This is a genomic window from Pseudomonas massiliensis (assembly GCF_000826105.1).
In the GTDB taxonomy this organism is placed as follows: domain Bacteria; phylum Pseudomonadota; class Gammaproteobacteria; order Pseudomonadales; family Pseudomonadaceae; genus Aquipseudomonas; species Aquipseudomonas massiliensis.
Genome location: NZ_CCYK01000007.1, coordinates 1969265 through 1984055, shown reverse-complemented (window position 1 = coordinate 1984055; position 14791 = coordinate 1969265). Strand labels below are relative to the sequence as shown.

The window sequence follows — 14791 nt, the reverse complement described above, 5'->3', positions numbered from 1 at the left end:
GTCGCCATGCTCTGGGCCTGCATCCTTTTCCCCCAATTGGCGCTGGACGTGGCAATGCGCCAGCAACCCGATCCCGCCCAACCGCTTGTATTGGTCAGCGGCCCGGCTCAGCGGCGACAATTGCGTGCCGTCAACGGTCCGGCCCGCGTCCTGGGATTGCGTCCCGGCCAAGGCCTCGGCACCGCTCACGCCCTGACCCAAGGGTTCATAGCGAGGGAATACGACCCGGCCCAGGTGGAGCAGGCCGAGCAACTGCTGGCAGCCTGGGCATATGGGTTCAGTGCCCAGGTGAGTCGTCACTACCCCAGGGCCCTCCTGCTCGAAGTGGCTTCGGTGATGAGCCTGTTCGGCCCCTGGCCTGCGTTCGAGGCACGCCTGCGCAACGAACTCCAGGCCATGGGGTTCACCCATCGCATCGTCGTGGCGCCCAACGCGGTAGCGGCACGAATGCTGGCCAACGCTCACGATGCCCTTGCCGTCACCTGCGCGAACGAGCTCCAGGAAGTGCTGGCGCGGATGCCTGTGGACCGCATCGGGCTCACTCGCGAACAGGTGGTTTCGCTGCATCGCATGGGGCTGCGACAGGTCGGGCAACTGTTGCGGCTGGAGCGGGCTGCCCTCGGCAGGCGTTTCGCCCCGGATCTGCTGCGTCAGCTCGATTGCCTGCTGGGTAGGGCTCGGCTACCCCTTATGTTTTTCACTCCGCCGGAGCGCTTCGACAGCCGCATCGAACTCAACTTCGACGTTGAATCGACCCAGGCCTTGCTCTTTCCGCTGCGCCGCCTGATCAGCGACCTCAGCCTTTACCTGGTCGGCCGGGACGGGGGCGTTCAGCGCTTCGCGATCCATATGGAGCATGCCGAAGGGGAGGATACCCAGGTGCCGGTTGGCCTGCTGACGCCGGAGCGGGAGCCGAGCCTGCTGTTCGAGCTGGCTCGGGGGCGCCTGGAGCCGGTACAGGTGACACGCCCGGTACGCAATCTGCGCTTGCTGGCCGAGGACTTGCCCGCCTATATGCCCACGGTCCAAGGCCTGTTCGAGGCCCGAACCGCGGCCGGGCAGGGCTGGGAACAGTTGCGTGAACGCCTGCGGGCTCGTCTGGGTGATGAAGCGGTCATGTGCCTGCGTGCCCAGGCCGACCACCGCCCGGAGTGCGCCTGGGGGCTGCACGAACAGCCTGGCCCGGGCTCGATGACCGAGCGCGTGCCGCTACGTCCCGGCTGGCTGCTGGCCCAGCCTGAGGCACTGGAGCCCGGCAGCTGGAAATGCCTGGCCGGTCCGGAACGCATAGAAAGTGGATGGTGGGATGGTGCAGATGTGCGGCGGGATTACTTCCGTCTTCGCTCCCCTTCTGGGCGCCAGGCCTGGGTCTACCGTAGCGTTGGCGATGACGCGCTCTGGCTGCAAGGGTGGTTCGGATGAACGCCTACGCCGAACTGCATTGCCTCTCCAGCTTCAGCTTCCAGCGTGGCGCGTCCTCGGCCGCGGAGCTGTTCGCCCGCGCCAGCCGGCACGGCTACAGCGCCCTGGCCATCACGGACGAGTGCACCCTGGCAGGCATCGTCAGGGCCTGGCAGGCGTCGAAGGATCACGGCTTGCCCTTGCTGGTCGGCACCGAGATCCAGATCCAGTCGGGCCCGCGGGTCGTGCTCCTGGCCGAGAGCCTGGCGGGCTATCAGGCCATGTGCCAATTGATCACCCTGGCGCGGCGACGCGCGCCCAAGGGCTGTTACCAGTCGCTGGCGGAGGATTTCCAGGCCGCGACCTTGAGCGGCCTGCTGGCGCTTTGGCTGCCTGACCCTCAGGCCTCGCTGGCGCAAGGGCAGTGGTTGGCTTCGCGGTTCGCTGGCCGCTTCTGGGTGGCAGTGGAGTTGCACCGAGGGGAGAACGATGCCCATCGCCTGGCCCAGCTGCAAGCAGTGGCGCAACGCTTGGGCGTGTCCTGTGTAGCCACGGGCGATGTGCATATGCATGCCCGGGGTCGCCGGGCCCTCCAGGACACTCTCACCGCGATTCGCAATCATTGCCGCGTGGCTGAAGCGGGCAGGTGGCTGTTCCCCAATGGCGAGCGGCACCTACGTAGCCTTTCTCAACTGGCCGAACTCTATCCACCGGCCCTGCTGGCCGAGACCCTGCAGATAGCCCGGCGCTGCGAGTTCGACCTTGGTCAGGTGCGCTATCACTACCCTCGCGAACTGGTGCCCCAGGGGCATACAGCTGGCGCCTGGCTACGCGAGCTGACCCGCAGGGGCGCCGCACAACGTTGGCCGAGCGGGGTGCCCGCTCAGGTCGAGGCCATGATCGAGCGCGAGCTGGCCATTATCGTCGAGCTGGGCTACGAATCCTACTTCCTCACGGTACACGACATCGTCGATTTCGCCCGGCGTCGGCACATTCTCTGCCAGGGTCGCGGGTCGGCGGCCAATTCCGCCGTGTGCTTCGCCCTGGGTATCACCGCCATCGACCCGGCTCGCACCAGCATGTTGTTCGAGCGCTTCATCTCCAGGGAGCGCAACGAGCCTCCCGACATCGATGTGGATTTCGAGCATGAGCGGCGGGAAGAAGTCATCCAGTATGTGTTCGAGCGTTACGGTCGTCATCGTGCGGCCCTGACGGCCATCGCGAGCACCTACCGGGCCGCCGGCGCCATTCGCGACGTGGCCAAGGCCCTGGGCCTGGCGTCCGACCAGGTCGGCGCCCTGGCCGAATGTGTCGGACGCCATAGTGACCAGTTACCCGATGCGCAGCGGCTGCGGGAGGCCGGCTTCGACCCGCAAAGCCCTCTGCTGCATCGTGTATTGACCTTGACCGGTGAGCTCATCGGGTTCCCCCGGCACCTGTCGCAACACCCTGGCGGCTTCGTCATTTCCGAACACCCTTTGCAGACACTGGTGCCGGTGGAAAATGCCGCCATGGACGAGCGTACCGTGATCCAGTGGGACAAGGACGACCTGGACATGGTCGGCCTGCTCAAGGTGGATCTCCTGGCCCTTGGCATGCTCAGCGCGCTGCGCAGGTGCTTCGATCTGGTCGAGGGCTACCGCGGGCGGCGCCTGGACCTGGCCAGCGTGCCGGCCGACTGCGCGGCCACCTACGATATGATCGGCAGGGCCGACACCGTGGGCGTGTTCCAGATCGAATCTCGAGCACAGATGGCCATGCTGCCCCGCCTCAGGCCGCGCAACTTCTATGACCTGGTGATCGAGGTAGCCATCGTTCGCCCTGGGCCGATCCAGGGTGACATGGTCCACCCGTACCTGAGGCGGCGCAACAACGAAGAGGAAGTCAGCTACCCTTCGCCGGAACTCGAGGCGGTGTTCAAGCGCACCCTGGGCGTGCCCTTGTTCCAGGAGCAGGTCATGCAGCTGGCCATGGTGGCGGCCGACTATACCCCCGGCGAAGCCGACCAGCTGCGCCGCTCCATGGCGGCCTGGAAACGGCACGGCGGGCTGGACCCGCACCAGCGTCGGTTGCGCGAGGGCATGCTCAGGAACGGCTACAGCGAGGCTTTCGCCCAGCGCATCTTCGAGCAGATCAAGGGCTTCGGCAGTTACGGCTTCCCCGAATCCCACGCGGCGAGCTTCGCCTTGCTGACTTATGCCAGCAGTTGGCTGAAGTGTCATGAACCCGCGGCTTTCGCCTGCGCTCTGGTCAACAGCTGGCCCATGGGCTTTTACAGCCCGGACCAGGTGCTACAGGATGCCCGCCGTCATGGTATCGAGGTACGGCCTGTGGACGTGCGACATAGCGATTGGGATTGCTCTCTGGAGCCCAGTGGCAAGGCTCAGCCTGCCATCCGCATGGGCCTGCGCATGGTACGCGGGCTGCATCAGGACATGGCGCTTCGCATTGGCGTGGCAAGGCAGGCGGGGCCTTTTCTCAGCGTGCTGGATCTGGTCCAGCGCGCGCGCCTCGATGCTCGCGCGCGTGAATGCCTGGCCGACGCCGGCGCCTTGCAAGCCCTGGCCGGGCATCGTCACCGCGCCCGTTGGGAGGTGGCCAGCGTGGAGCGCCAGCTACCGTTGTTCGAGGGCCTCGAAGCACCAGCCGAAGCCGAGGTCGATCTACCTGTTCCCACGGTGGGTGAAGACCTGCTCGCCGATTACGCCACCTTGGGTACCACCCTGGGCAGCCATCCTTTGGCATTACTGCGTCGCGCCCTGGCTAAGTGGCGTTGCCGCAGTTCGCGAGAGCTTGCCGCCATCGCCCATGGCCGCGCCATCAGTGTGACGGGGCTGGTGACCAGCCGGCAGCGCCCCTCGACGGCCAGCGGGGTCACCTTCGTGACCCTCGAAGACGAGTTCGGCATGGTCAATGTGATTGTCTGGCGTGACCTCGCCGAACGCCAGCGCAAGGCCCTGGTCGGGGCGCGCCTGCTGCAGGTACAAGGGCGTCTGGAGCGGCAAGGGGAGGTATGCCATCTGGTGGCACGCCAGCTGATCGACATGACCTCCTTGCTCAGTGGGCTGGACGTGCGCAGCCGCGATTTCCACTAGGCATAGGCTGTACGACCCTGGGCACCTCAAGGCAAACTCGCTGTCAGAGCAAGCCAGCCCATTGGAGAGGCCCCTCACTTGAATATCCAAGGCATCATTTTCGATTCGGACGGCACCCTGGTCGATAGCGAGCGGCTCGCGGCCACTGTGCTTCAAAGGCTGCTCCGTGAGCGTGATATCGATCTGCCTCACAGCGAGGTGCTGGCCCGCTTCCGCGGCGTGCAGTTCGCAGTGTTCACCGCTCACCTGGCGGCTCAATACCCCTGGCTGGATCCTGAACCCTTCATGCATGAGTTCAGGGTCAAGAGCCTGGAACTGTTCGCTCAAGGCATGCAACCCATGCCGGGCGTCGAGGCCTTCCTGGCCCGATCCCCGTTGCCGCGCTGCGTGGCATCCAACGGGCCGCGCAACAAGATAGAAACCTGCCTGAGCGCAGCAGGCCTGATCGGGTATTTCCAGGAGCGTATCGTCAGCGCTTATGAAGTAGGTGCCTGGAAGCCGGACCCTGGGTTGATCCTGGCTGCGGCGCAGACCCTGGGCCTGCCGGTGGAAGACTGCCTGCTGGTCGACGACAGCCATGCGGGAGTCGAGGCAGGCCTGGCGGCTGGCGCCTGGGTCGCAGGCTATGGTGATGAGGATTTCAGCCCCTATCTGGATCTGCCGCGTTTTCGCCTTGCCCCGGGCTACGATGATTTGGAGGCGCTACTGACTACCAGGGACCAAGGGTGAAAGGCGCCACAGTCAGTCGGCCGACCTGCTGCTGCGTCGCTCATAGTGCTCCAGCAATGGCTGAGTGCTGACGCCGTGCAGCAGGATGCTCAAGGCGACTACCGTCAGGGTGATGCTGATGCAGGTCTGGGCCATTTCTTCGGGCAGGCCGTGTTCCAGAACGAAGCACAGGTAATACAGTGAGCCAATCCCGCGGATGCCGAACCAGCCCAGCAATACGCGCTGATGTCGACTGAGCAGCGCCCGGCCACCGCCAAAAGCCCATACCGCCAGGGGGCGGATGATACAGAATAGCGCCAGCCCGAGACTGACGCCGCGCCAGTCCCAGTTCCCCCAAAGCAGCGCCCCGAGCAGGGTGATGAGCAATACCTCCATGGCCCGTTCAACCAGGCTGCCAAAGGCCATCATGTCTCCCATCATCACCCCTGCTGCCAATTGAGGCGGTTCCAGCTCATCCAATGGGGCGGCGATCGCGCGCTCCGGTGGCAGATGGTGGTGGCCGATCACCGGTTGGGTCAGGTGCTCTGAGGGCACTTCTGATCCGGTTGAGCGCACTTCGGCCTGGCGCAACCCCAGGCCCGCGGCGAACACCGCCAGGAAACCGAAGGCGCCCACCGCATCGGCCAAGGCATAGGCGAGGGCAATCAGGGCTAAAGCCAGGAAGTCATTGGGCGAAAGCGTGCTGTCCTGGTGACGGACGCGCAGAAAGATCATCACCTGGCCTACCAGCCGTCCCAGACCGTAGCCAATCAGCAGTCCCGCACTCACTGCCCAGAGCACATCCTTGATCGCCCAGTGAGTAACCCAGGCGCTGTCCAGGCTACCGTGCTCGATCAACAGTAGTCCGAACAGCACGAAGGGAAATGCAGTGCCATCGTTGAGCCCGGCCTCGCCGGACAAGCCGAAGCGGACCCGGTCGAAGTCCTGGGCGCTGTTGACTTGCACCATGTTGGCCAGAACTGGATCCGTGGGCGCCAGCATGGCGCCCAGCAACATAGCCAGGCCCCAGTCAAGTCCGAGAGCATAGTGGGCCAGGGCAGCCATTCCCAGAATCGACACCACCATCACCGGCCCGGCCAGGAGGTACGCGCACCGCCAGGCACTACGGCCAAAGGAAAGTCGCAGCTTGATGCCCGTGCCGAAGAGCGAGAACAACACGGCGACCTCAGTCAACCGCTCCAGCCAATGGCTGGATTGGCGAATGTCCAGATCGACGAAGGCCAGGCCAGCCGGACCGATTCCCAAGCCAAGCAGCAGGCAGACGGCGGAGGTGGTAACAGGCAGCCAGCGCAGGTAGGCTGAAGCCAGCGCCAGCAACAGCAGGATCGCACCCAGTATTGCGACAGCAGTGATAAAACTCATGGTTGCTCTTTTGGAAACGGCATGAGTTTTTTGTGACTACGCTCGCCCCGTTTAGTTAGGACGGATGTCAAGTTCCAGGGCCAGCAAGGTTTTCTTGCGCTCTACGCCCCAGCGGTAGCCAGACAGCCCGCCATCGCTACGTACCACCCGGTGACACGGAATCGCGACCGCCAGGTTGTTCGCCGCGCAGGCCCGGGCCACGGCCCGGACCGCGGTAGGTTCGCCAATACGCCGCGCCAGTTCGGCATAGCTCACGGTCTGCCCGGGGGCTATATCACGCAACGCTCGCCATACACGCTCCTGGAAAACCGTGCCCTGCAGGTCCAAAGGCAGGTCCAGGCCCAGGCCTGGCGCCTGGACAAAGCCCACGACCCTGGCTACCAGGGCCTCGAACTCCGTATCCGCGCCTATGAGGTGGGCTTGGGGGAAGCGGTCCTGGAACTGCATGAGCAGTTGTTCCGGATCATCGCCCAATAGAATGGCGCAGATGCCTTTTGGCCCCCTCGCTACCAGGATCGCGCCGAGGTTGCATTGACCGACCGCAAAATGAATTTCAGCGCCCGCGCCACCGAGGCGCCGGGTGGTGGGCGTCATCCCAAGGCGCGCCGGAGCCGTCTCGTAGAAGCGCCCGTTGGAACCGAACCCGGCCTCGTACAAGGCATCGGTGATGGTGCCTTGGCCTGCAAGCCCGGCCTCCGCTCGCTTGGCCCGGGCGGCGAGCGCATAGGCCTTGGGGCTCAGCCCGGTTATAGCCTTGAATACCCGCTGGAAATGCCAGGGGCTGAGCCTGGCCCGGTCCGCCAGTGATCGCAGGCTGGGCGTCCGTGGTTGGGTTTCGATATAGCGACAGGCCTCGGTCACCACTTCCAGGTGAGTGGGCCGTGCTGTCGGGCAAGCTACGGGGAGGGTCATGTCTATGGCTCTGTGCTGGCAGTGACTGTATTCAAGCATGCCTGGCGCTGGCCGCGGTGACACTCCGTTTCTTGCGCATGCGTATCCCTGGTGTGTTCCCGCGCGTCAAGGTATAGAATCCCCGCATCTTACACCGCCCAGGGGCTGCCCCTCGGCCGAATTGCGTACTGACAGACAGGCAGGTTTGATCTTGGAACAGCTAAAACGTCTCCCAACCGGAATAGCGGGCCTGGACCAACTGCTCAAGGGAGGCCTGGTCGCCGGAGCTTCCTATATCGTCCAAGGTCGACCAGGCTCGGGCAAAACCATCCTGGCCAATCATCTTAGCTTCAACCATGCGCGCAACGGCGGGAAAGTCCTGGTGGTGAGCCTGCTTTCCGAGTCCCATGAGCGGTTGTTCCAGTACCTCTCGACCCTTGAATTCTTCGATCCCAACCGAATCGGCGACCAGATCCAGTTCGTCAGTGCCTTCGATACCTTGGAAAACGAAGGGCTGGAAGAGGTCGTCAAGCTGCTGCGTCGGGAAATCGCCAGGCAGAAGGCAACGGTGCTGGTGGTCGACGGTCTGCTCAATGCCCGCACCAAGGCGGACTCGCAGCTCGATACCAAGAAATTCATCGGCGAGCTGCAGGGACATGCGGCCTTCGCTGGCTGCACGGTGCTGTTCCTCACCAGCGCCCGGCTCGATGATGGCAGTCCGGAGCACACCATGGTGGACGGCGTCATCGAAATGGGTGAGGAATTGATCGGCACGCGTTCGGTACGCCGTATCCAGTTGCGAAAGACCCGAGGAAGCGGTGCCTTGTCCGGGGTGCATGAATGCGTGATCACCGATCATGGGCTGGTGGTCTATCCGCGTCTGGAAAGCCTTTATAGCAACCCCTCTCGCCCGGACCCGCAGGATCGCCAAATGATCGGCAGCGGTTCGCCCAGCCTGGACGCCCTGATCGGTGGTGGCCTGGTGCGTACCTCCGCGACCATCATCATGGGGCCCCCCGGCTCTGGCAAGACCTCCTTGGGCATCCAGTTCCTCGCTGAGGCCACACCAGATGCTCCCGGACTTCTGTTCGGCTTCTACGAAAGCCCGCCGCGGCTGCTTCTGAAGGCAGCGGCCTTGGACTTCGACTTCGAATCCATGGAGCGTACCGGGGCACTGCACATCGCCTGGCAGCCTACCACCCAGGGGCTGCTCGACGGCCACGGGGCGCGCCTGCTTGAGATGGTGGACACCCATGGGGTCAAGCGCGTTCTGATCGACAGCCTCGGTGGAATGTCTCGGGTGTCCACGAACCCAGCACGCCTGGGTGACTTCTTCAGCGCCCTGATCGGAGAATTGCAGGGGCGCGGCGTGACGGTGCTCTGTACCTGTGAAATGCAGGGCATGTTAGGCCCGGAGCTGGGTTTGCCGACACCGGACCTGGCCAGTGTGGTGGACAATATCTTCCTGCTGCGGTTGGTTGAAAACCCGTCTGAACTTACGCGAACGATGACCATTCTTAAAGTCAGGGACAGCGTTTACGATCCAGCGCCGCTCGAAGCGGTCATTGGCTCCCGTGGATTGCATTTCATAAAAACTTCGAGACCAAGCGAGCCGGTGTTGACGAACACTGTTTCGTCAACACGCAATTGATGGGTGCCCGGACCACGCGAAAATGACCACCATCCTGATAGTCGACGACGAATATCTGATCGCCGATATCCTCGGGTACGCCCTTGAGGATGAGGGGTACATGGTCGTCAAGGCCAGCAACGGCCGCAAGGCACTGGACGTTCTCGATCGGGAGCGTCCCAGCCTGGTCATCACCGATTTCATGATGCCGGTGATGGATGGGCTCGAGTTCGCCAGGAAAGTGCGCGAGCGCCCGCTGTTCGCCAAGCTTCCACTGCTCCTGATGAGTGGCGCCCAAGGTAGCATCGGGCGGGCGAGCCCGGAGTTGTTCGCCGCCGTATTCGACAAACCCTTCGATATCGATGCAGTGATCCGTGAAGTAGTGGCCCAGATAGGCCGCGCCACGGAGTGAAACGAGTAATGGAAATAGAGGTGATGCATGCCGCATGACGGCAACCTGTTGAGCGCCGCCGTGGTCTTTCTGTTGGCGGCGGTGCTCGCGGTGCCTTTGGCGCGGCGCCTACAGCTCGGGGCGGTACTGGGCTACCTGTTGGCCGGCGTGGCCATCGGCCCCGCGGTACTGGGCGTGGTGGGCAACAGCCAGAGCCTTAACCATTTGTCCGAACTGGGCGTGGTACTGCTGTTGTTCATCATCGGCCTGGAATTGTCGCCCAAACGGCTATGGGTCATGCGCCGCGCTGTCTTCGGCGTAGGGCTGGCGCAGGTCGTCATCACCGGTTGCGTGATAGGCGCGGTCGCCATGATGGCGTTCGATCAGCCGCTGAACAGTGCCATCATTCTCGGCCTTGGCCTGGCATTGTCATCCACGGCCTTCGGCCTGCAGAGCCTGGCCGAGCGGCATGAGTTGCAGACACCCCACGGTCGCCTGGCCTTCGCCATCCTGCTGTTCCAGGACATCGCCGCCATTCCCCTGATCGCCCTGGTGCCCTTGCTCGCAGGGGGTGGCGACCAGCACGCGACGCCCAGCCTCAACCACGCCCTGCAGGTGCTGGGCAGCATCGCGGTGGTGGTGATCGGCGGGCGTTATCTGCTGCGCCCTGTGTTCAGGGTTGTCGCGCGTACCGGGTTGCAGGAAGTATCCACTGCCACCGCGCTGCTGGTGGTCATCGGCACCGCGTGGCTGATGGATCTGGCCGGAGTGTCCATGGCCCTGGGGGCGTTTCTTGCCGGGCTGCTGCTGGCGGACTCTGAGTACCGGCACGAACTGGAGGCGCAGATCGAACCCTTCAAGGGTCTGCTGCTGGGCTTGTTCTTCATCACCGTGGGCATGGGCGCCAACCTGGGTTTGCTGCTGGCCGAGCCGACCACAGTGGTCGGGCTTACCTTGCTGCTGTTGAGCTTGAAACTCCCCCTGCTTGCCTTGCTGGGCCGATTCGGCGGCGGGCTTTCGACTGTCTCTGGTCTGCGTCTTGGTCTGGTACTGGCCACCGGAGGCGAGTTCGCCTTCGTGGTGTTCAAGCTGGGCCGGGACAACGGCCTGTTCGATACTCGCCTGCATGATCTGCTGGTGTTGGCCATTACGCTGTCCATGGCAGTTACCCCCTTGTTGCTGCTGGCGGCCGGACGCCTGCTGCAGCGCACTGAACCGCCCAGACCCGTGCCTGATGCCTATAGAAACATCGATACCGAGGGGCCGAGGGTCGTGATCGCGGGCATGGGCCGCATGGGGCAGATCGTCGCTCGTATCCTGCGAGCCCAGGGTATTCCTTTCGTGGCGCTGGATACTTCCGTGGAGAGCATCGAGCTTTCGCGAAGCCTCTCCGAGCTGCCGGTGTACTACGGTGATCCGCTACGCGCCGAGATCCTTCGGGCGGCCAAGGTGGATCAGGCAGAGTACTTCGTGATCGCCACCAATGATCCGGAGACCAATATCAAGACCGCTGAACTGGTCAATCGTCTCTACCCGCATTTGAAGATCATCGCCAGAGCACGCAACCGTCAGCACGTGCACAAACTGACGGACCTGGGTGCTGATGCCGTCCGTGAAACCTTCTACTCAAGCCTGGAGATGAGCCGGCGTACCCTGGTGGGCCTTGGCTTGAGCCAGGCCCAGGCCGAGTCCCGCATCAGCCGCTTCCAGGCCCATGACCAGGCGGTGTTGCGCTCTCAGCACCGGGTCTACGACGATACCGCCAAGATCATCCAGAGCAACCAGGAAGCGCGTGCCGAACTGGCGCGGCTGTTCGCGGCCGACGCCGAGCGAGAAGCGGCGCAGCCAGACGAAGCGGGGCGCTAGTCTGGTCTTTTTGCTCAGCCCTGATATCCAAGCCCTGAGAAGGTCAGAGCGCAAGACCCAGCACACCATAGAGGCCCAGTACCCCAAGGGTGACGCAGGCCAGGGTAAGCCCCATGACTTCGAGTACCGGAGGGATGGCCTGGCCTCGATTGATCGCCGACACGCCCTGGCGATAACGGCTGGTCAGGGCCGCCCCGATGCCGAGGGCCGCCGCGAGGGTCAAGCCTACCAGCAGCAGCGCGAATACCCTGTGGTGGGGAAGCCAGCGCAAGCACAATAGGCTGGCGCCTACCAGTGACAGCAAGGTACGGCGCCAGGCCAGGCTGGTGCGCTCCGGCTGCAGCCCGGCATCCTGGTGGGGCCGAAGCGGCGGGCTGTGCTTCATGCGGGGCGCCAGGCAATGTAGGCCAGCAGTATCCCGGTGGCCAGCGCGCCGCCGACCGCTAACAAAGGAACCAGCAGTGGCAGCGGTAGCGGCTTGCCATGGCGCATGGCACGCTCGACATGCAGCCAGCGCAGGCCGGCGCTGGCGCTCAGCACCAGGCCCAGCCCGAGCAACAGCATGGCGAGCGCCTTTCGCGCCCCTGGGTCGAAGACCTCCCCGGTAAATGCCTCGACGGCGATGCCGCCGGCCATCAGCGCAAGGGCGGTGCGTATCCAGGCCAGGAAGGTGCGCTCATTGGCCAGGGTAAAGCGCGGGTCCGGCTCGTGGCCACCCTTGAGCAGGCGTAGGCGCCAGGAGACGCCTTCCTGGGACGATTCAGGCGGGGTCATGGATAGTCCCATCCAGGGTCGGGGCAGGTAGGGAGGCTCGGCGTGTCAGCCAAGCAATTTGGCGAAGTGGGTCACGGCCAGGCTGTAGCCATGGGTACCGAAGCCGGCGATCACGCCTACCGCCACCAGGGATACATAGGAGTGATGACGGAAGCTTTCGCGACGGTGCACATTGGAGATATGGACTTCGAGTACCGGCAGCTCCGCCGCGACCAGCGCGTCATGCAAGGCGATGGAGGTGTGGGTCCAGGCCCCGGGGTTGATGATGATTCCCGCGACGCGGCCGCGGGCCTGGTGAATCCAGTCGATCATCTGGCCTTCATGGTTGGTTTGCTGGAACTCCAGGGCCAGGCCGTGCGCCTCGGCGGTGGCCCGGCACTGGGCCTCTACATCGGCCAGGGTTTCCTTGCCGTAGACGGCCGGCTCGCGGGTGCCGAGCATGTTCAGATTGGGGCCATTGAGGACCAGCAGGGTGTGAGCCATGGAACGATACTCTCTCTGTGCGCAGCGGAGGAAGCCACCATGGTAATCGGCGGCTTCGTTGCCCGCTACCGCTTATGCCGGGGCCGGTACCGGGGGCAGGTAATACTGAGCGAAACGGACATTGTCCACACCGTCCACCAGCTTCTTGAGCTTCTCATTGAAGGCCCGGCCTACCGCGTACTGGCCACCGGAGGTGGTGCGGAACTGGGCGGTCAGGGTAATGCCGTTGAGGTCCATCTTGTCGACACCGAAGATCTGCAAGGGGCTTTGCAGGTTGGTCCGGAGCAGAAGATCGTTGGAGATTTCGTCCGCCGCCTTCTGAATCAATGCCAGGGCGGTGTCGATGTCGCTGTCATAAGTAACCTGTACCGAGAAGAAGGCGTTGGCGAACTGGCGAGACTGGTTGGTCACCGCCTTGATCTGGCCGAACGGCACCGAGTGAACGAAGCCCTTGCCGTCACGTAGACGCAAGGTCCGAATGGTCAGGCTTTCCACAGTACCGGCATGGGTGGCGTCGATCACCACCCAATCGCCGATCGCGATGGTGTCTTCGATCAGTATGAACAGCCCGGTGATGACGTCCTGTACCAGTTGCTGGGAGCCGAAGCCGATGGCCAGGCCCACCACCCCGGCACCGGCCAGCAAGGGCGCGACGTTGATGCCCAGGTTGGCCATTGTGGTGATGGTGCCGATGACTACCAGCACGATCTTGGCGGCGTTGCGCAGCATCGGCAGTATGGTCTTGATCCGGGTGCTGGGCTGGCGGCTGGCGCGCTTGCCTACCGCCGGCTTGAGTGCCTGCTGGATGGCGGTGTCGATCACCACCCACACGAGCCAGGTGACCAGCAGGATCAGGCCGATGCTGCTGAGTGAGTTGCTGATCGCCCTGCCGATGCTGTTGCGCGCAGCGAATTCGAGCACCGAGACGCCCCAGGTGCGGGCCAGGAGTTCGATGAAGGCGATGGCAATGACAATCCGCGAGAGGGCATGGCCCAGGCTGCGCAGGAGTTCGACGTAGGGGCGCGCGTGTTCCGGGTCCTGGTTGCTCTGGGGCTTGAGCACATGGTGCATGACCGTGCTCAGGAATACCGCGCCGATGAGCAGTACCGTGCTCATCAACGCTCGTTGCAAGGCTTCCTGGCTCTGTTCTCCCGCCCCGATCAGATGAATGGCCGATACCAGGATCATCAGCAGGATCGGCAAGTACCACACCGCCGCGAATACCCGCAGGGTTTCCTGCACGGCCCGGTGCTCGTGGCGCTGGCGATAGCCTCGGTTGCGGATCATGTGCGCCACTGGCCGCCGTACCCGCAAGACCAGCACGGCGAAGGTGAAGGTGGCGATCAGTCCGACCACCACCGCGATACTGCCGGTGAGGTTGGCCCCTAGCTGACGTGCGATCTGCGGACTGGTCAGGGCGTCTCCAAGGGCTGCGAGAAAGCCGATGACGAACAGGGCCCTGGGTGCGCTCTGGCGCAGGATACGCACGGCGGCGCGCTTGTGGCCTACGTCGAACAGGGTGATCGCGCAAAGGATCACCGTGGTGGAGGTAATGCCGCTGCTGGTGGCATAGGCCAGGCACAGGGCAATGGCCCGGGCGTCGGACGGGGACAGGTGATGGCTGACCAGGAGGCACACGCCGAAGCTGACGATGGCCGGCACGGTGAACCTGAGCAGGTAGCCGATCACGCCTTGCAAGCGCGTGCGTCGCGCCAGGAAGCCGCGGCGGCCGACTCTGGCCCAGGCCAGCCGCGCCAGGCTGTAGAGCACGAAGAAAGTACCTATCCAGGTAAGGCTCAACACCAGGAAATCCCGCGCCAGGGTCCATCCGGAGGTCTGCGCCTGTTGGTCGAACAGGCGGCTGGCCTCGGTGGCGGCGCGGTCCGTGCGCAAGCGCCAGCTATCGACCAGGTGTTCGTTCAGGTCCAGCTTGTCCTGGACATCGTCCAGGCTGGACGTCAGGGTGCCCAGCAACCCGCCCTGGACCAGCACTTCCTTCTCGGCTGGAGCCGGGTCGGCGGCGGGTGCATCGGCAAGGGCGGGGAGGGCAAGCAGGGCGGTCAACAGCAGGATGACTAGACGGGACACAGGGGCAAGGCTCCGCAAACGGTTCCCTCACCAGACCCTCCTTGGCGGGCCAAAGTTCGTCAGGCTCTCGCAGGCTAATAC

Annotated in this window: 12 protein-coding genes; 6 read left to right on the top strand and 6 right to left on the bottom strand. The window is 64.1% G+C overall.

Annotated elements, in window-relative coordinates; translation table 11 throughout:
* The first annotated feature begins 6 nt into the window (after positions 1 to 6).
* The 3 genes from BN1188_RS19770 (at position 7) to BN1188_RS19760 (ending at position 5225) form a co-directional block, all read left to right on the top strand.
* Positions 7 to 1422 (top strand): Y-family DNA polymerase, encoded by a 1416-nt coding sequence (locus BN1188_RS19770; protein WP_040263348.1) that lies wholly within the window; start codon positions 7 to 9, stop codon positions 1420 to 1422.
* Positions 1419 to 4496, top strand: coding sequence for an error-prone DNA polymerase (locus BN1188_RS19765; RefSeq protein ID WP_040263346.1), 3078 nt, complete (start codon positions 1419 to 1421; stop codon positions 4494 to 4496). The genes BN1188_RS19770 and BN1188_RS19765 overlap by 4 nt, the downstream gene beginning before the upstream one ends.
* Before the next feature lie 78 nt (positions 4497 to 4574).
* Positions 4575 to 5225, top strand: a complete 651-nt coding sequence (locus BN1188_RS19760; protein ID WP_040263344.1) for an HAD family hydrolase — start codon at positions 4575 to 4577, stop codon at positions 5223 to 5225.
* Between the two features lie 12 nt (positions 5226 to 5237).
* On the opposite strand, the gene BN1188_RS19755 is transcribed toward BN1188_RS19760, so the two are convergent.
* Positions 5238 to 6587, bottom strand: a complete 1350-nt coding sequence (locus tag BN1188_RS19755; protein WP_040263342.1) for a cation:proton antiporter — start codon at positions 6585 to 6587, stop codon at positions 5238 to 5240.
* A 51-nt stretch (positions 6588 to 6638) separates the two neighbouring features.
* Positions 6639 to 7499 carry a bifunctional transcriptional activator/DNA repair enzyme AdaA gene (locus BN1188_RS19750; RefSeq protein ID WP_232430948.1) on the bottom strand — a complete coding sequence of 287 codons (861 nt, stop codon included), beginning with the start codon at positions 7497 to 7499 and terminating at the stop codon, positions 6639 to 6641.
* A gap of 187 nt (positions 7500 to 7686) precedes the next feature.
* On the opposite strand from BN1188_RS19750, the gene BN1188_RS19745 reads away from it, so the two are divergent.
* Genes BN1188_RS19745 through BN1188_RS19735 form a run of 3 tightly spaced genes read left to right on the top strand, consistent with a single transcriptional unit; the run spans position 7687 to position 11365 of the window.
* Complete coding sequence (locus tag BN1188_RS19745; RefSeq protein ID WP_040264359.1) at positions 7687 to 9129, top strand: ATPase domain-containing protein; 1443 nt, start codon at positions 7687 to 7689, stop codon at positions 9127 to 9129.
* A 22-nt stretch (positions 9130 to 9151) separates the two neighbouring features.
* Complete coding sequence (locus BN1188_RS19740) at positions 9152 to 9520, top strand: response regulator (protein ID WP_040263340.1); 369 nt, start codon at positions 9152 to 9154, stop codon at positions 9518 to 9520.
* A gap of 27 nt (positions 9521 to 9547) precedes the next feature.
* A complete protein-coding gene (locus BN1188_RS19735) occupies positions 9548 to 11365 on the top strand; it encodes a monovalent cation:proton antiporter-2 (CPA2) family protein (protein ID WP_040263339.1) in 1818 nt (605 codons plus the stop codon).
* 43 nt (positions 11366 to 11408) lie between these two features.
* Here BN1188_RS19735 and BN1188_RS19730 read toward each other — a convergent pair whose 3' ends face one another.
* The 4 genes from BN1188_RS19730 to BN1188_RS19715 form a co-directional block, all read right to left on the bottom strand.
* On the bottom strand, positions 11409 to 11750 hold the full coding sequence (locus BN1188_RS19730) for a DUF202 domain-containing protein (RefSeq protein WP_040263337.1): 342 nt from the start codon (positions 11748 to 11750) through the stop codon (positions 11409 to 11411).
* The gene (locus BN1188_RS19725; protein WP_198293233.1) at positions 11747 to 12139 is read right to left on the bottom strand and encodes a YidH family protein; all 393 of its coding nucleotides are present in this window, start codon (positions 12137 to 12139) and stop codon (positions 11747 to 11749) included. Before BN1188_RS19725 ends, BN1188_RS19730 begins: the two co-directional genes overlap by 4 nt.
* A gap of 45 nt (positions 12140 to 12184) precedes the next feature.
* Entirely contained in the window at positions 12185 to 12622 is a 438-nt protein-coding gene (aroQ, locus tag BN1188_RS19720) for a type II 3-dehydroquinate dehydratase (RefSeq protein ID WP_040263334.1), read from the bottom strand.
* 72 nt (positions 12623 to 12694) lie between these two features.
* Positions 12695 to 14710, bottom strand: coding sequence for a mechanosensitive ion channel family protein (locus BN1188_RS19715; RefSeq protein ID WP_040264357.1), 2016 nt, complete (start codon positions 14708 to 14710; stop codon positions 12695 to 12697).
* Positions 14711 to 14791 lie beyond the last annotated feature (81 nt).